Below are 17,497 nucleotides of genomic sequence, written 5' to 3'. Positions count from 1 at the left end.
AACGGTGGTCCGGCCCCCGGGGTTTGCGCTATACTCGCCGCCCTTTTTTGACTCACCTGCCAGGCGATTTCCCATGACCCACCAGGCCGCCGAAGTCGCGAAACGCCGCACTTTCGCTATTATTTCCCACCCCGATGCCGGTAAAACCACCATCACCGAGAAGCTCCTGCTGATGGGCAAGGCGATCGCTGTGGCCGGCACGGTGAAATCCCGCAAATCCGACCGCCATGCGACATCCGACTGGATGGAGATGGAGAAACAACGGGGTATTTCCATTACCACGTCGGTCATGCAATTCCCGTATCGCGACCACATGGTCAATCTGCTCGACACCCCGGGCCACGAAGACTTCTCCGAAGACACTTACCGCACCCTGACTGCGGTGGACTCGGCCTTGATGGTCCTCGACGGCGGTAAGGGCGTTGAGCCACGGACCATCGCGTTGATGGACGTATGCCGCCTGCGCGATACACCTATCGTCAGCTTCATCAACAAACTCGACCGCGATATCCGCGACCCGATCGAGCTGTTGGATGAAATCGAAGCAGTCCTGAAGATCAAGGCCGCGCCGATAACCTGGCCGATTGGTTGCTACCGCGACTTCAAGGGCGTGTACCACCTGGCGGATGACTACATCATTGTCTACACCGCCGGCCACGGTCACGAACGCACCGAAACCAAGATCATCGAGAAACTCGACTCGGACGAAGCCCGCGCCCATCTGGGTGACGAGTACGACCGTTTTGTCGACCAGTTGGAACTGGTGCAGGGCGCCTGCCATGAGTTCAATCAGCAGGAATTCCTCGACGGCCAACTGACTCCGGTGTTCTTCGGTACCGCGTTGGGCAACTTCGGTGTCGACCATGTACTCGACGCCGTCGTGGGCTGGGCGCCGAAGCCTTTGGCCCGTGTGGCCAACGAGCGCACGGTTGAGCCGGTCGAAGAGAAATTCACCGGTTTCGTGTTCAAGATCCAGGCGAACATGGACCCGAAACACCGCGACCGTATCGCCTTCATGCGTATCTGCTCCGGCAAATACGAAAAAGGCATGAAGATGCGCCACGTGCGCACCGGCAAGGACGTACGCATCGGCGACGCCCTGACGTTCTTCTCCTCCGAGCGTGAACAACTCGAAGAGGCTTACGCCGGCGACATCATCGGCCTGCACAACCACGGCACCATCCAGATTGGCGACACCTTCACCGAAGGCGAAGCGCTGGGCTTCACCGGTATCCCGCACTTCGCCCCGGAACTGTTCCGCCGCGTACGCCTGCGTGACCCGCTGAAATCCAAGCAACTGCGCCAAGGCCTGCAGCAACTGGCGGAAGAGGGCGCCACCCAGGTGTTCTTCCCCGAGCGCAGCAACGACATCATCCTCGGCGCTGTCGGCGTGCTGCAGTTCGATGTGGTCGCCAGCCGCTTGAAAGAGGAATACAAGGTCGAATGCTCCTACGAGCCAATCACCGTGTACTCGGCGCGCTGGATCGATTGCAGCGATAAGAAGAAGTTGGAAGAGTTCTCCAACAAGGCTGTGGAAAACCTGGCGGTCGACGGCGGTGGTCACCTGACCTACCTGGCGCCGACACGGGTCAACCTGGCGCTGATGGAAGAGCGTTGGCCGGATGTGAAATTCCGGGCTACTCGCGAGCACCATTAAGGTCTGAGCGGTAAGGAGAAGGGCGAAGCTGTGATGGCTTCGCCCTTTTTTGTGGGACCTCCCGATGAGTGCCATAGTGGTTTTCTAAATATTTATCTGTGGTTTTTTTCTTATAAAGCAGTAGTCCAAATCCTTCATATAAGTAGCTCTATTCTATTTCTTTGTTCGTCTTGATTTTCATGATGACAAGGGTTTTTCCTACGTCTAGCTTCCATGTCGCGCTACCCTATTTTATGGAGTAACTACAGATGGATAATGCTAACCCGGCAGCGGCGTTAAGAAGCGTGGAAGGAAGAGTCAATGAAAGGGTCGCTATTCTAGAACGCTACTACGATTTACTTTCACAAAGTTCTGCCGGTTTTGAATCGCCTAGCTCTAATGGCGGGTTCGAACCTTCAATGGAACTGCCGTTATTAAATGAGCCTATGCGCCAATTTCTTTCAGTAGCGACAGCGCAGTTTTTTGAGCTTGGAGCGTATAGGGACGTACCACTACGCTTACTTGATCTGAGAGGAAATCCAAATACACAAACAACGAAAACACTTGCATCGACCCTGATAGTTGCTCGCGCGATCTGTCATATCCAGAAAACAGGGGAGAGGATTTTACTGTTTTCACCTTCCTCGGGAAATAAGGCAATAGCATTGCGCGACGCTGTACTGCGTGCCCTGCAAGCAAAATTGGTTGATGAAACACAACTGAGGATTATTACACTGACCCCAACCCAAACTGTCGAAAAACTTAGATCTACAGAACTATATGACAACCCGAGGCTTCGTGCTCTAAATCCAATTTTCGTGCTAGATACGGACTCGCCAGAACGAGTGAAGGTGATCGGTCAGGATTTTAAGGAGGCGTTTTCTAAGGCAGGGATCAGCGACCTAAAGTTATGGCATTCGCTACGCCTTGAAAACTACCGCTTTTCTGACCAAACCCGAGCTTTTTTTGACTTCGAATACGGAGACGCCTGGGATGTGGGCAGAAAAACAGTACATGTGCATGCAGTCTCAAGCGCATATGGACTCTTAGGCTATTTGTCAGGGGTAAAATTTTTAAGGGAGAACAAACACGCTGTAGCATCGCCATCATTTCTATTGGTCCAGCATTTGGCTACAAGTGACATGGTACTCCACATGCTGGATGGTGATTTTTCCGGAACGTCTACGCCTCGCTATTCACGTTTGGTCGGCGGACTATGGGGGCAATCAGCATCCCCACATTTCCCTACTACGACTTGGAGTCCAAGTGAGGTCCTTGAACCAACTTTTTATACACATCAGCCTACTACTGCTGATGAGATGACTGCAGCAATAAGAGAAGGCGGCGGTTCAGGTATTGTTGTATCTCTTCATGAATGCTTGCAGCGTTATAGCGAGTGCGTGCAATTATTAGCGAATACCCCGGTGAAGCTACCCTCAGACCCTCGGGATCTCAAGGAGTGGTCATTAGTCATGGCGCTCTGCGGGTGTTTGAATGCAATTGATCGTGGATTATTAACGCCGAGTAACGGATGTACCATACATGCTTCTGGCTCCTACTCATGTCAGGATTATAAACGCATCCCTACAAATGGTTTGACTTATATAAACACTGCTGAAGAAATGCTGGCTTTTTTTCGCTAGCGTTAAGCATAAAGTTGGGTTGTGAGTATGTCGGTAGATAAGTTATGCCATTTTCGCGTTGTCAAGGGGTACTCTGTATTAGGTGAAGAGGCTGAAATTACATATGTGGGTGTCAGAGAGGGGTTGGTCTATATTGCGCCGTTTATAGAAGAGCGTTTTTTCGAACGTTCATCTGTAGTCCGTCAAGGCGCTTTTGAATGGAGGGAGCTTGAATGCTTTCTGCAAATAGTCAAAAGCGAGATGTTATGTCTAATGGCCCCTAAGACGATCATTAGCCACTTTGCGCTGGACAGTGATGTTGTGGGGGTAAGTCGTATCCATCAGGCGGTTGATGTGTCTGGACCCTGGGATGACATAAAGAGCCAGCTGTCTAAGAGAGAGGGTAAGCGGCGAGAGCAATGTGTCGCTCAGGGATTTCATTACAATGTTTCGTTTGAAGATCATGATTTTTTTGAGTTTTATCACTCGATGCATTTGCCAACGATGAAGAGTCGCTATGGAGATCTGGCGCGTAGCGTCGAGGAAAAAGAAGCATACGCTCGCTTGTTCAAACAAGGCGTGTTGTTTCGGATATACGATGCCAAGGAGTGGGTCGCGGGAAGCGTTTCGCAAATTGATAAGTCTGGTCGGATACTAAATGCTCGGCTAATCGGAGTTAAAAATGGGAGCGGTACTTATCGGGTTAACGGCTCTCAAAACTTTGTTTATCACTCAATTATAGAGTGGGCGGCGAATAGTTCAGCTATTGACTATGTTGATTTTCAGGGGTGCGAGCCATTTCTGACTAAGGGGACGTTTCAATATAAAAAACGGTTTGGTACGAGAGCTGTTATTCCGGAAAATAATTTCGGTGATTGGCGTTTGCTTATTCGGATGGCAGCACTTAGCCCCTCAGTCAGGTATTTTTTAATAAATAACCCTCTGTTAATAGAGGCTGGGTGTAAGTCGTTAAAGGCGCTATATTTTTACGATGCAAATAATGTTGCGCGCTTAGATATTCCGTTCGAGTCAAGCGGAATAGATGGGGCGGTGTTTCGGGATTTGGATTCGCTATATGGTTAGGTTTAATTTCTTTGCCTCTCGACTTAATCATTATTTCAGTCAAGTGGCTTGGGTGCTTGCATCACTGATTTTTATTAATCGAGTGAGCGCCATGGTCAAGCTGTTTATGGCGCTGTATCTCCGTCAAATTCTGGGTTTGCCTATTGAATGGGTCGGCTGGTTGTTGTCGGGTTATGGTGTCGGCCTTTTAGTAGGTTCGTTGGGTGGGGGCTTATTAAGTGATCATGTCCCTTGCGCAAAACTTACTCTAATACTTTTATTCGGATGTGGCATCGTACTGGTTCTCTTGGGGCTTAGTACGAATATGTATGTGCTTGCTGGGCTTCTGGTATTAGGCGGTGTATTTGATGGGGCCGTTCGAACACTGCACCAACGTTTAATCATGGAATATTGTGATGTGATGGAAAGGCCTCGGGCCCAGGCATTGAATCGCGTCGCAGCGAATTTAGGAATGGCGGTTGCAGGGGTGATGGGCGGTGCATTGGCACAAATCGACTTTCGATGGTTGTTTTTTGTCAGTGCTGCGGTGATGTTTTCTGGGCTTCTGTGGTTTGCCTATTCGATTTTACATAGAACTGTAGAAGTGTCGTGTGTTCCAGACGACTTCAATAAGACTTCCCAAAAGCCCTACAGAGACCGATCTTTTCTCTGGCTATTGGCGGCCAGCGTTTTACTTGGACTTGCCTTTGAACCGATCTACAGCATGCTTGGGAATTACTTGATCGACTACTATCACCTCGGTGCGGACTTTATAGGATGGCAATTTGCATTGAATGCTGGGTTGATTGTGGTACTGCAAATTCCAATTTCTCACTGGACTGAGCGCTGGGGGGCTCGTCGCCAGATTTTAACCGGCAGTCTGCTGCTTGCTGTTGGGCTAAGTATGTTGCCTTTTGGCTCTGATCCATTTTATGTTTTTATATCAACTGCACTTTGGACGCTTGGCGAAATTCTATTTTTGCCGACCCTAAGCGTACTTGTTATGCAGTTTGCGCAATCTGGTAAAAGCGGGCATTACTTCGGGCTTTTTTCTGTTTGCTGGAGTGCCAGTGCCGTTTTTGGTCCGGCATTGGGCGGACAAATTTACGGTTTGTTCGGTGGGCATAGCATTTGGGTGGTAACAGCTACATTGGCAATGTGTTCAATGCCCTTTATCTATCAAGCTACTCGTTTCGAACCCGAACCCTTATAGACTCCTGGCATTTATGGAGGCGCGTTGGCCGGATGTGAAATTCCGGGCTACTCGCGAGCACCATTAAGGTCTGAGCGGTAAGAAGAAGGGCGAAGCTGTGATGGCTTCGCCCTTCTTCTTGGGCGTTGCAAAACAAATGTGGGAGGGGGCTTGCCCCCGATAGCAGTGTGTCAGCCAGTACATTCGGGGCTGACACTACGCTATCGGGGGCAAGCCCCCTCCCACATTTTTGCTTTCAACAGGCATGGGATTGGCGAGAAGCCTGCATCGGGTCTAGCGTTTACCCACCGACTGTAAAGGAGACCACCGTGCGAAATGTTCAACGCGCTATCCCCCTGGTGTTGCTGGCCGCTCTGGGGCTGACGGCCCTTCCGGCACTGGCGGGCGCAGGAGCGCCGCAGTGGAAGGACACCGGCCCTGTCACCAAGAAGAAGCAAAACGAGGTCAACTCCGGCAGTTGGCAGCCGCAAGTTCAGCCTGCGCCAAAGGAGGATGCGGAAAACCCTTACAACGAAGGCGAAGACAGCGAAACCTACGACGATGGCGACACCTGAGCCCTGGCGCAAACACCGTATCGGGGCTAGCGTCAACGCTGGCGGGGCTGAACAGCTGCCGCGCGGGATTCACCTACTGACTGGACGGAATCAACCATGAGTATTTTTCAACGCGTAGTGTTGTTGATAAAGGTGCTGGTGCTGTTGTCGTTAGGGATGTCGACGGCCTGGGCGCATAACCCGGCGCAGGGCGGTGTTGCGCTGTCGGCGGTGCACAGTGCACAGGATCTGCAACTGGCGAAGTCCGAGGCTGAACCGGGTGATCAAGACCAAGGCGGCAGCAAGGATGATGAAGACTCCACCACCGACGATCCGGACAGCGATGACCCGGACGATGAAGGCGACAGCCAGACATAAAAAACCCCTCCTGCCAGGCTGATGCGCAACCTGGCGGGAAGGGCTGTAGAACTCAAGCAAGGCTCTGGAGTGAAACCCCAGGGCCTTTTTTGTGGGGATCAGGCCACGAACTGCTCGGCATAGTGGCAAGCCACCTGCCGGTTATCCAAGGCGCGCAATTGCGGCTCCTCGCTGCTGCACCGCGCCGTCGCGTACGGGCAGCGCTTGTGGAAAGCGCATCCTGACGGCGGGTTCAGTGGATTGGGCAACTCGCCGACGATTTTGATCTTCGGTTTGTTCGGATCCGGATGAATGGTAGGGGTGGCCGACAACAGCGCCTGGGTGTACGGGTGCAAAGGGCGCGCGTAGATGTCTTCTTTAGGGCCCACCTCCACTGGACGGCCGAGGTACATCACCATCACGTCATCCGCGACGTGCTGCACCACCGCCAGGTTGTGGGAAATGAACACGTAGGCCGTGTTGAATTCCTGCTGCAAATCCATGAACAGGTTGAGTACCTGCGCCTGGATCGACACGTCCAGTGCCGAGGTCGGTTCATCCGCCACCAGCACTTTCGGTTGCAGCATCATGGCGCGGGCCAGGGCGATGCGCTGGCGCTGACCACCGGAGAACATGTGCGGGTAGCGCTGATAATGCTCAGGGCGCAGGCCCACTTGCTTCATCATCGCCTGCACTTTTTCGCGGCGTTCGGCGGCGGACAGATTGGTGTTGATCAACAGCGGCTCGCCGAGTTGATCGCCGACCTTCTGGCGCGGGTTCAACGAGGCGTACGGGCTCTGGAACACCATCTGCACGTCTTTGCGCAATTGCTTGCGCTGTGCCTTGTCGGCGCCGGCCACTTCCTGACCGGCGATTTTCAAGGAGCCGGACGACGGTTCTTCAATCAGCGTCAGTGCACGGGCCAGGGTAGATTTGCCGCAACCCGACTCGCCTACAACCGCGAGGGTCTTGCCGGCTTCCAGTTCGAACGACACACCATTGAGGGCGCGCACGGTGGCGTGGCCCTTGAACAGGCCACGGGACACTTCGTAGTGACGGGTCAGGTCGCGGGCGGTAAGAACGACGGCCATTACGCCACCTCCTGGTTCAAGGGGTAGAAGCAGCGTGCAAGGCTGTTGGATTTAGGGTCGAGGCCCGGGCGTGTCTGACGGCAGCTGTCCTGCACATACGGGCAACGCGGCGACAGCAGGCAACCCTGCGGGCGGTCATAGCGGCCGGGCACGATACCCGGCAGCGTGGCCAGGCGCGTAGCTCCGAGGCTGTGTTCAGGGATCGCCTTGAGCAGCGCTTCGCTGTACGGGTGTGCCGGAATGTCGAACAGTTGCGGCACTTGGCCGACTTCCACGGCTTGGCCGGCGTACATCACGCACACGCGCTGGGCGGTTTCCGCCACGACGGCGAGGTCGTGGGTGATCAGCACCAGGCCCATGTTCTGCTCTTTCTGCAGGGCTAGCAGCAGGTCCATGATCTGTGCCTGGATGGTCACGTCCAGCGCGGTAGTCGGCTCATCGGCGATCAACAGCTTGGGCTCACCGGCAATGGCCATGGCGATTGCCACACGTTGGCTCATGCCGCCGGACAGTTGGTGCGGGTAGGCGTCCATACGGCTGGCGGCGCCTGGGATTTCGACCTTTTCCAACAGCTCGATGGCACGCTTGCGCGCTTGCTTGCCGGACATTTTCAGGTGCAGGCGCAGCACTTCCTCAATCTGGAAACCCACGGTGTAGCTCGGGTTCAGCGCAGTCATCGGGTCCTGGAACACCATCGCCAGGTCTTTGCCGACGATCTGGCGGCGCTGGCGGTTGCTCAGCTTGAGCATGTCCTTGCCGTCAAAGTTCAGGGCGTCGGCGGTAACGATGCCGGGATGCTCGATCAGTCCCATCAGCGCCATCATGGTCACGGATTTACCCGAGCCCGATTCGCCAACGATCGCCAGGACTTCGCCTTTGTCGACCGAAATGTCGAGGCCATCGACCACTGGCACGGCGGTCTTGTCGCCGAATCGTACGTTGAGATTCTTGATTTCTAACAGTGACATGGGAATCTCCTCAGGCGGCGTTCTTGAGTTTCGGGTCCAGCGCATCGCGCAGTCCGTCACCCATCAAGTTGATTGCCAGCACGCTGAGCAAAATGGTCAAACCAGGCAAGCTCACCACCCACCAGGCGCGTTCGATGTAGTCACGGGCCGAAGCCAGCATGGTGCCCCACTCAGGGGTTGGCGGTTGAACGCCCAAACCGAGGAAGCCCAACGCGGCAGCGTCGAGAATCGCCGAAGAGAAACTCAGGGTCGCCTGCACGATCAGCGGTGCCATGCAGTTAGGCAGCACGGTGATGAACATCAGGCGTGGCAGGCCGGCACCGGCGAGGCGAGCGGCGGTCACGTAGTCACGGTTCAACTCGCCCATCACCGCCGCGCGGGTCAGACGCACATAGGACGGCAGCGAGACGATAGCGATGGCGATCACGGTGTTGATCAGGCCAGGGCCGAGGATTGCGACAATGGCAACCGCCAGCAGCAGCGACGGCAGTGCCAGCATGATGTCCATCAAGCGCATGATGGTCGGGCCGAGCAGGCGCGGGAAAAAGCCGGCGAACAGGCCCAGCAGGATGCCCGGAATCAGCGACATCACCACCGACGACAAACCGATCAGCAACGATAGGCGCGAACCCTGGATCAAGCGCGAGAGCAAGTCACGGCCCAGCTCGTCGGTGCCGAGCAGGAACTGGATCTGCCCGCCTTCCAGCCACGACGGCGGGGTGAGCAGGAAGTCACGGTATTGCTCACTCGGGTTGTGGGGTGCAACCCACGGCGCGAAGATCGCGCAAAACACGATCAACAACATGAAGAACAGGCCGGCAACCGCGCCTTTGTTCTTGGAAAAGGCTTGCCAGAATTCTTTGTACGGGGACGGGTACAGCAGGCTTTGATCGACTGCTGACACGGGAGTAGGTGTGGTCATGGTCATGATCTCAGCGCTGGTGACGGATGCGTGGGTTGGCGAAGCCGTAGAGGATATCCACCACGAAGTTCACCAGGATCACCAGACAGGCGATCAGCAGGATGCCGTTTTGCACCACCGGGTAGTCCCGCGCGCCGATGGCTTCGATCAGCCATTTGCCGATGCCGGGCCACGAGAAGATGGTTTCGGTCAGTACCGCACCGGCCAGCAGGGTGCCGACTTGCAGGCCGACCACGGTCAGTACCGGGATCAGCGCGTTACGAAGGCCGTGGACAAATACCACGCGTGCCGGCGACAGGCCTTTGGCCTTGGCGGTACGGATGTAGTCTTCACGCAGCACTTCGAGCATGGATGAACGGGTCATCCGTGCGATCACTGCCAACGGAATGGTGCCGAGCACGATGGCCGGCAGGATGAGGTGGTGCAGCGCATCCCAGAACGCGTCCGGCTCGTCAGCCAGCAGGGTGTCGATCAGCATGAAGCCGGTGCGCGGCTCGATGTCGTAGAGCAGGTCGATACGCCCGGAAACCGGGGTCCAGCCCAGGCTCACCGAGAAGAACATGATCAGGATCAGGCCCCACCAGAAGATCGGCATCGAATAGCCCGCGAGGGAGATGCCCATCACCCCGTGGTCGAACAGGGATCCTCGCTTGAGTGCCGCGATCACCCCGGCCAACAGGCCCAGGATACCGGCGAACAACAGGGCGGCCATGGACAGTTCCAGGGTCGCCGGGAAAAGGGCGGTGAATTCGGTCCACACGCTGGTACGGGTACGCAGCGATTCGCCAAGGTCGCCTTGGGCGAGTTTGCCGACATAGTCCAAATATTGCGCATACAGCGGCTTGTTAAGGCCAAGGCGCTCCATTGCCTGTGCGTGCATCTCGGGGTCGACTCGTCGTTCGCCCATCATGACTTCGACGGGGTCGCCGGGGATCATGCGAATCAACGCAAACGTCAGCAACGTGATGCCGAAAAACGTGGGGATCAATAACCCCAGTCGGCGGGCAATAAAACTAAACATCTTGGTGTGTACCTCAATCAGCCGGTTAGGCAGGTTCGGCACCGTCCTGGTGGACGGCGCCGAGCGTTTCTCTTATTTACTTCACCTGGGTGGTGGCGAAGTTATTTGTACCTAGAGGGCTTTGGGTAAAGCCTTCTACGTTTTTACGCATGGCGGTGAACAGTTTCGGGTAAGCCATGGGAAGCCATGGTTGGTCCTTTTCGAAAACGTCCTGTGCTTGTTCATAGAGCGCAGCCCGAGCCGCGGGTTCATCAATTGCGCGGGCTTTGTCGATCAGGGCTTGAAACTCTTTGTTACACCAGCGGGCGTAGTTTTCGCCGTTTTTAGCGGCATCGCAACTCAGGTTGGGCGTGAGGAAGTTGTCCGGGTCGCCGTTATCGCCTACCCAGCCAGCCGAGACCATGTCGTGCTCGCCGTTTTTAGCGCGCTTGAGCATCTCGCCCCATTCCATGACTTTGATATTCACCTTCAAGCCAACCTGCGCCAGATCCGCCTGCATGCGCTGGGCGCCGAGCATCGGGTTGGGGTTGGTTGGGCCGCCGCCGTTACGGGTAAACAGGGTGAACTCGGTGCCTTCCGGTACACCGGCTTCCTTGAGCAGGGCGCGGGCTTTGTCGAGGTCGCGGGGCGGGTTTTTCAGGTTCGTATTGAAACCCAGCAAAGTCGGTGGATACGGGCCGGTGCCCACGACCGCATTGCCTTTGCCGAAGAGGGCTTCGGTATAGCCTGCTTTGTCGAACGCGATATTGATCGCGTGTCGAACCCGTGCATCGCTCATGTACTTGTGAGTGGTGTTCATTGCGGTGTAACTGGTGGTCATCGCCGCCAGTTCATCGACCTTGAGGTTCGGGTCTTTCCTGATGCTTGGAATGTCATCGGGCTTGGGGAACAGCGCGATCTGACATTCGTTCGCCTTGAGCTTCTGCAGGCGTACGTTATTGTCGGTAGTGACCGCGAGGATCAGCGGATCTGCTGCCGGCTTGCCACGGAAATACTCCGGGTTGGCCTTGAAGCGTACCTGGGCGTCCTTGGCGTAGCGCGTGAAGATGAACGGACCGGTACCGATCGGCTTGGCGTTCAGGTCGTCGGTCTTACCGGACTTGAGCAGTTGGTCGGCGTATTCGGCGGAGTGGATCGAAGAGAACGCCATACCCAGGTCGGCCAAAAACGGTGCTTCAGGACGAGTCAGGGTAAAGACGACGGTGTGATCGTCAGTCTTCTCTACGCTCTTGAGCAGTTCCTTGAAGCCCATGCTTTCAAAGTAGGGATAGCCCACGACGGACTTGTTGTGCCAAGGGTGATTCGGGTCCAGCTGGCGCTGGAAGCTCCACAGCACGTCATCGGCATTCAGGTTGCGCGTGGGTTTGAAGTAGTCGGTAGTGTGGAACTTGATGTCGTCACGCAGGTGGAACGTGTAGGTCAGGCCATCGGCGCTGATCTCTGGCAGGTCTTTGGCCAGTGCAGGCACCACTTCGGTGGTGCCTGGCTTGAAGTCGACCAGACGGTTGAACATGGTTTCAGCGGCGGCATCGGCGGTGACGGCGGTGGTGTAAAGGACCGGGTCAAAACCTTCCGGGCTGGCTTCGGTGCAGACCACCAGGGGTTTGGCCGATACGCCGATAGCGACGCTTAACAGCGCTGCGGCAACGGCAGCTTGTAGCGGGAGCATTTTCATTCAGAGCCCTCTGCAATCGATGGGACCAGACAAGCGTAAACGGCGGGCTCGTCCTGAGCCCGCCGTTTACCTGGCGCTAATTAAAGAATGTTGAACGGGATGGTGGTAACCAGACGGAATTCGTTCAGGTTGCCGTCAGACTGTTGTTCACTAGCACGGTGCGCTACGTAGGTGGCGCGAATGGTGGTGGCTTTGAGCGGGCCACTTTGCAGGGCGTAAGACGCGCCAACACCGTATTCATAGTGGTGTTCGCCATCCTGAGCCTGGACACCGTCGTAGCCTTTGTTCTCTACACCGCGGTTGCCGGTGTAGTGCGTACCGTCGATGCCCCAGCCGCGAGCGGTGTAGATGTTGAACTTCAGGCCAGGCACGCCGTATTCGGCCATGTTGATACCGTAGGCAACCTGGAAGGACTTCTCGTTCGGGCCGTTGAAGTCCGACGTCAGGGAGTTGGCCAGGTAGATACCGTTGGTTTCGTGCAGGTAGTCGAAGTACTCGTTACCGTTCACTTGCTGGTACGAGAACGTCAGGCTGTGGGCCTGGTGGGTCAGGCCCAGGGACAGGGAGTAGGTATCGTTGTCGATATCCCCCATCAGCTTTTTGCCTTCATCGACGGTTTTGTAGTAGTTGAAGCCGGTGGTCAGGCCCAGTACCGAGCTGTCACCCAGCTCGTGGGTAGCGCCGAAGTAGTACTGGTTCCAGAAGTCCTTCACGTTGGCTGCGAAGAAGCTGGTTTTCAGGCTCTTGAGCGGCTGGTAGTTAGCGCCCAGGGTGTAAACCTTGTCAGTCTCGACGCCCGCTGCGCCCTTGCTGTTGTACTCACTGCGGAACTTCGACAGGCTCTGTTCGGTACGTGGCGAAACGCGATCGAACACGCCGCCCTGGAACGACAGGTTGCTGAATTCTTCGCTGTTGAAGCTCACACCTTCAAAGCTCGACGGCAGGGCACGGTTGCCGATGGTGTCGACGATGCCGCTGCTGAAGTTCTGGCGGCCGGCGGTCAGCGTGGTGTTGGATACGCGGAACTTGACGTTGGCCAGGCCCAGTTTGCTCCACTGGTCCACCGCGTCACCGCGGTCGTGGGCCAGGGTGCGGTTGGAGCCGCCGCCGATGTCTTTTTGATCACGGATCAGAGCGATCACGTTGTAGGCCGCAACTTCGGTGCTGACCCCAACGGTGCCTTGGGTAAACCCCGAGGTGTAATTGAGGATGGTGCCTTGGTCCCAGTTGTAACGACGGGAAATGCTGGTCTTGGTCAGGTCGCCTTTATCCTTGAAATAGGTGATGCGGGTGTTGCGGTTGAATTTTTCGTTCGAGTACCAGTTACGCGTGGTGCCGCCCAGGCTTTGACCGTCAATAAAGCCTTTGGCCTCGCTTTGGGCGCTGGTGCCGGCCAACGTGGTAGGAACGAAGTCCTGGCTTTGGGTTTCAGCGTAGGCGGTTGCCGTGATGGTGCTGATGGCCAGGGCCAGAAGCGCTTTGCTGCTCAGTTTCATGGGTGAAGCTCCTTTGGTTCTCTTTTTTTATGCCGGTCTTTTTAGGTGAACCGACTATTGGTGTGTAACTCGCTCAGGCACTTGCAAACGTTTGCCGTAGGAAAAATCCCAATAAAAGGCTGCACGTTTGCCGGAGAGCTGACTTCGCTCTCCTGCAATCCGGTTATTTTCTTATGGGGTAATACTGACGCCCGAGAACACGTTGCGGCCGAAGGGGCTCACTTTGAACCCTTCGACTTTGGTGCTTAACGGCTGGTTGACCGTCGAGTGGGCGACAGGCGTGATCGGCACTTGCTGCTTGAGCAATTGCTGAGCCTGCTTGTAGAGAACAGTCCTTTGTTCGCGGTCGGTGACGACCTTGGCTTGCTTGATCAACTTGTCGTACGCCGGGTCACACCACATGGAGTAGTTGTTCCCGCCGATAGCGTCGCAGCTGTAGAGGGTGCCCAGCCAGTTGTCCGGGTCACCGTTGTCGCCGGTCCAGCCGATCAGGCTGATATCGTGCTCACCGTTCTTGGTGCGCTTGATGTACTCGCCCCATTCGTAGCTGACGATCTTCACTTTCAGGCCGATCTTGGCCCAATCGCTTTGCAGCATTTCGGCCATCAGCTTGGCGTTGGGGTTGTACGGCCGTTGCACCGGCATCGCCCACAGGGTGATCTCGGTACCTTCCTTCACACCGGCAGCCTTGAGCAGTTCCTTGGCTTTTTCCGGGTTGTAGGCGGCGTCTTTGATGGTGTCGTCGTAAGACCATTGCGTCGGCGGCATGGCGTTGACCGCCAGTTGCCCCGCGCCTTGGTACACGGCATTCAGGATGCTCTGCTTATTCACCGCCATGTCCAGCGCCTGGCGCACTTCGAGCTGGTCGAATGGCTTGTGGCGCACGTTGTAGGCGATGTAACCGAGGTTGAAGCCCGGCTTGGTCAGCAGTTGAAGCTTCGGGTCGGCCTTGAGCGCATCGACGTCAGCCGGACGCGGATGCAAGGTCACCTGGCATTCCCCGGCCTTGAGCTTCTGCACCCGCACCGAGGCGTCGGTGTTGATGGCGAAAATCAGTTGATCGAGCTGAACTCGACTCGGGTCCCAGTACTGTTTGTTGCCCGTGTAACGGATCTGCGAGTCTTTCTGATAGCGCTGGAACACGAACGGGCCAGTGCCGATCGGTTTTTGGTTGATGTCGCTGGGCTTGCCGCTCTTGAGCAACTGCTCGGCGTATTCGGCTGAGAGGATCGAAGCGAAGCTCATGGCGATGTTTTGTATGAACGCGGCGTCCACCGTGTTCAGGGTCATCACCACGGTGTTTGCGTCGGTTTTTTCGACCTTGGCAATGTTCTTGTTCAGGCTCATCCCGTTGAAGTACGGAAACTCGGTGGGGTAGGCCTTACGGAAAGGGTGGTCGGGGTCCAGCATGCGGTTGAAGGTGAACAGCACGTCGTCGGCGTTGAAGTCGCGCGTCGGCTTGAACTCCTTGTTGCTGTGGAATTTCACCCCTTCACGCAAATGGAAGGTGTAGGTCAGACCGTCTTCGGAAATATCCCATTTGGTCGCCAGCCCAGGCTGTACGTTGGTTGCACCTTTTTCAAACTCAACCAGCCGGTTGTACAGCGGCTCGGCCGCGTCGTTGTCGGTGGCGGTGGTGTATTGCGCGGTGTCAAAACCTGCCGGGCTGCCTTCCGAGCAGAACACCAGGCTCTTCTTGTCGGCGGCGTGGCTCATGGTGGCCATGGCCAGCAGGCTTGTGCCAAAAATGGCGGATAGAACGGTGGTATGGCGCATGACGATCCCGATCCTTGTTTGTAGTTGTCATCAGCGAGCAATCACCCAGGCGCAAAGCCAGGGAGACATCACTGATCCCACACACAGCAAGTGCCTTTCCCAAGTCGGAGCCTCTGCTGTCCTACGACGTTATGGGTCGCGGACTTCACAGTAAATGCGCCAAATTGGATTGACCCTGTAGGCAACGGAGTCCCGTTTCGCAGTTCGTTGCTGTAGGAAGCATCGGCTGCGAACGTGGTCAATTTCCTAAGGGCCAGGCGGATGTAATAACGGCGACGTTACGAAACGTCGCCGTCAATGATCCTTACTTGCCGCTGACGCTCACGCCGTAGAAGGAGTTCAAGCCAAACGGGCTGATCTTGAAGTCCTGCACGGTGTTGCGCATGGGTTGATACACCGTCGAGTGCGCGATAGGTGTCATCGGGACTGCATCTTTGAGGATATGTTGCGCCTGCTTATACAGCTCGGTGCGTTTGGCGACATCCGATGTGGCCTTGGCTTCTTTCACGACGCCGTCGAATTTCTTGTCGCACCACTTGGAGAAGTTGTTGCCGGACAGGGAATCGCAGCCAAACAGCACGTTCAGCCAGTTGTCCGGGTCACCATTGTCGCCGCTCCAGCCAATGATCATGGCCTGGTTCTCGCCGCCCTTGGAACGCTTGATGTACTCGCCCCACTCGTAGCTGGTGATCTTGACCTTCAGGCCGATCTTGGACCAGTCGTTCTGCAGCATTTCAGCCATCAGTTTGGCGTTCGGGTTGTACGGACGCTGAACCGGCATGGCCCACAGCACGATTTCGGTACCTTCCTTGACGCCCGCTTCCTTGAGCAGCGCCTTGGCTTTCTCAGGGTTGTAGGCGGCGTCCTTGATGGTGGTGTCGTAGGACCATTGAGTCGGCGGCATGGCGTTGACGGCCAGTTGGCCGGCGCCCTGGTAAACGGAGTCGATGATCTGCTGCTTGTTGACCGACATGTCCAGCGCCTGGCGTACGCGCAGGTCAGCCAGTGGGTTGGGCTGGTCGCTGCCCTTGACCTTGTCCATGACGTTGTAGGCGACATAACCCAGGTTGAAACCGGCCTGGTTCGGCAGTTTCAGGTCCTTGTCTTCGCCCAGCGCTTTGAGGTCGGCCGGACGCGGGAAGAGGGTGATCTGGCATTCGTTTTTCTTGAGCTTCTGGATACGCACCGACGGGTCGGTGGTGATAGCGAAGATCAGGTTGTCGATCTTCACGTCTTCAGGTTTCCAGTAGTCCTTGTTGCCGGTGTAACGAATGTTCGAGTCTTTCTGGTAGCTCTTGAACACGAACGGGCCAGTGCCGATTGGCTTCTGGTTGATGTCCTGAGGCGTACCGTTCTTCAGCAACTGGGCGGCATATTCGGCCGACTGGATCGACGCGAAGCTCATCGCCAGGTTTTGGATAAAAGCGGCGTCCACGGTGCCAAGGGTGAACTTGACGGTGTGGGCGTCGACTTTCTCGATGTTCTTGATGTTGGTGTCCATACCCATGTCCGTGAAGTACGGGAACTCAGTGGGGTAGGCCTTACGGAATGGATCGTCTTTGTTGATCATTCGGTTGAAGGTGAACAGTACGTCGTCAGCCGAGAATTCACGAGTGGGCTTGAAGTACGGGGTGGTGTGGAACTTGACGCCTTCGCGCAGGTGGAAAGTGTACGTCAGGCCATCCGGGGATACGTCCCAGCTGGTGGCGAGGCCAGGAACAACAGCGGTGCCGCCACGTTCGAACTGGCTCAGACGGTTGAACATGGTTTCGGCCGAAGCATCGAAGTCTGTTCCGGTGGTGTACTGGCCTGGATCGAAACCGGCCGGGCTCCCTTCGGAGCAGAACACCAGGTTAGTCGCCGCTTGGGCGAAAGGGGCTGCGGCCATAAGGCCAGCGCTAACAATTAACGGAATGACTGCGTGTTTAAGCATGTTGGCCTCATGATTTGTTGTCATTTTTGGTGGTGAGGGCGACCTCGTGAGTCGGCCTGCGGATACTTATGCAGGCGCCATACCCATTGCAAGATGCTGAACCGTTGCAGGCGGGAAAGAGTGGTACGAACGTACAGGAATGTCGCAATTATGAAAGTTTTGACATATTTGTATCTGTTTTGAGGGTTTTTT

General features: G+C 55.9%; 14 protein-coding genes. 6 read left to right on the top strand and 8 right to left on the bottom strand.

Features of this window, described 5'->3' with window-relative positions; all coding sequences use genetic code 11:
* Positions 1-73: 73 nt before the first annotated feature.
* The 6 genes from G9Q84_RS02740 to G9Q84_RS02715 all read left to right on the top strand — a co-directional run bounded on the left by G9Q84_RS02740 (position 74) and on the right by G9Q84_RS02715 (position 6,444).
* Positions 74-1,657, top strand: coding sequence for a peptide chain release factor 3 (locus tag G9Q84_RS02740; RefSeq protein WP_181642854.1), 1,584 nt, complete (start codon positions 74-76; stop codon positions 1,655-1,657).
* A 248-nt stretch (positions 1,658-1,905) separates the two neighbouring features.
* Positions 1,906-3,279 (top strand): DUF6002 family protein, encoded by a 1,374-nt coding sequence (locus G9Q84_RS02735; RefSeq protein ID WP_181642853.1) that lies wholly within the window; start codon positions 1,906-1,908, stop codon positions 3,277-3,279.
* Between the two features lie 27 nt (positions 3,280-3,306).
* Positions 3,307-4,341, top strand: a complete 1,035-nt coding sequence (locus G9Q84_RS02730) for a hypothetical protein (RefSeq protein ID WP_233896952.1) — start codon at positions 3,307-3,309, stop codon at positions 4,339-4,341.
* Positions 4,334-5,533 (top strand): MFS transporter, encoded by a 1,200-nt coding sequence (locus G9Q84_RS02725; protein ID WP_122752407.1) that lies wholly within the window; start codon positions 4,334-4,336, stop codon positions 5,531-5,533. Before G9Q84_RS02730 ends, G9Q84_RS02725 begins: the two co-directional genes overlap by 8 nt.
* 308 nt (positions 5,534-5,841) lie before the next feature.
* Complete coding sequence (locus tag G9Q84_RS02720; RefSeq protein WP_099601121.1) at positions 5,842-6,087, top strand: hypothetical protein; 246 nt, start codon at positions 5,842-5,844, stop codon at positions 6,085-6,087.
* Between the two features lie 96 nt (positions 6,088-6,183).
* Positions 6,184-6,444 carry a hypothetical protein gene (locus G9Q84_RS02715; protein WP_122764732.1) on the top strand — a complete coding sequence of 87 codons (261 nt, stop codon included), beginning with the start codon at positions 6,184-6,186 and terminating at the stop codon, positions 6,442-6,444.
* Between the two features lie 98 nt (positions 6,445-6,542).
* On the opposite strand, the gene G9Q84_RS02710 is transcribed toward G9Q84_RS02715, so the two are convergent.
* The 8 genes from G9Q84_RS02710 to G9Q84_RS02675 form a co-directional block, all read right to left on the bottom strand.
* Positions 6,543-7,514: a peptide ABC transporter ATP-binding protein gene (locus G9Q84_RS02710; protein WP_095183822.1), complete on the bottom strand. Its 972-nt coding sequence runs from the start codon at positions 7,512-7,514 to the stop codon at positions 6,543-6,545.
* Positions 7,514-8,482: an ABC transporter ATP-binding protein gene (locus tag G9Q84_RS02705; protein ID WP_095183823.1), complete on the bottom strand. Its 969-nt coding sequence runs from the start codon at positions 8,480-8,482 to the stop codon at positions 7,514-7,516. The genes G9Q84_RS02710 and G9Q84_RS02705 overlap by 1 nt, the downstream gene beginning before the upstream one ends.
* 10 nt (positions 8,483-8,492) lie before the next feature.
* Positions 8,493-9,404, bottom strand: a complete 912-nt coding sequence (locus G9Q84_RS02700) for an ABC transporter permease subunit (RefSeq protein ID WP_032886481.1) — start codon at positions 9,402-9,404, stop codon at positions 8,493-8,495.
* 10 nt (positions 9,405-9,414) lie between these two features.
* The gene (locus G9Q84_RS02695) at positions 9,415-10,425 is read right to left on the bottom strand and encodes an ABC transporter permease subunit (RefSeq protein ID WP_003171721.1); all 1,011 of its coding nucleotides are present in this window, start codon (positions 10,423-10,425) and stop codon (positions 9,415-9,417) included.
* Between the two features lie 76 nt (positions 10,426-10,501).
* Positions 10,502-12,100 (bottom strand): ABC transporter substrate-binding protein, encoded by a 1,599-nt coding sequence (locus tag G9Q84_RS02690; protein ID WP_095183824.1) that lies wholly within the window; start codon positions 12,098-12,100, stop codon positions 10,502-10,504.
* Positions 12,101-12,180: 80 nt separating this feature from the next.
* Positions 12,181-13,596 carry an OprD family outer membrane porin gene (locus G9Q84_RS02685; RefSeq protein ID WP_032886229.1) on the bottom strand — a complete coding sequence of 472 codons (1,416 nt, stop codon included), beginning with the start codon at positions 13,594-13,596 and terminating at the stop codon, positions 12,181-12,183.
* Positions 13,597-13,767: 171 nt separating this feature from the next.
* Positions 13,768-15,321, bottom strand: coding sequence for an ABC transporter substrate-binding protein (locus G9Q84_RS02680; protein WP_375803695.1), 1,554 nt, complete (start codon positions 15,319-15,321; stop codon positions 13,768-13,770).
* 355 nt (positions 15,322-15,676) lie between these two features.
* Entirely contained in the window at positions 15,677-17,305 is a 1,629-nt protein-coding gene (locus G9Q84_RS02675) for an ABC transporter substrate-binding protein (protein ID WP_032886231.1), read from the bottom strand.
* Positions 17,306-17,497 lie beyond the last annotated feature (192 nt).

The sequence above is a fragment of the Pseudomonas sivasensis genome, from assembly GCF_013778505.1.
Taxonomy (GTDB): domain Bacteria; phylum Pseudomonadota; class Gammaproteobacteria; order Pseudomonadales; family Pseudomonadaceae; genus Aquipseudomonas; species Aquipseudomonas sivasensis.
Note: the sequence above shows the minus strand (reverse complement) of the source record. Positions and strands in the feature narration are given on the sequence as shown.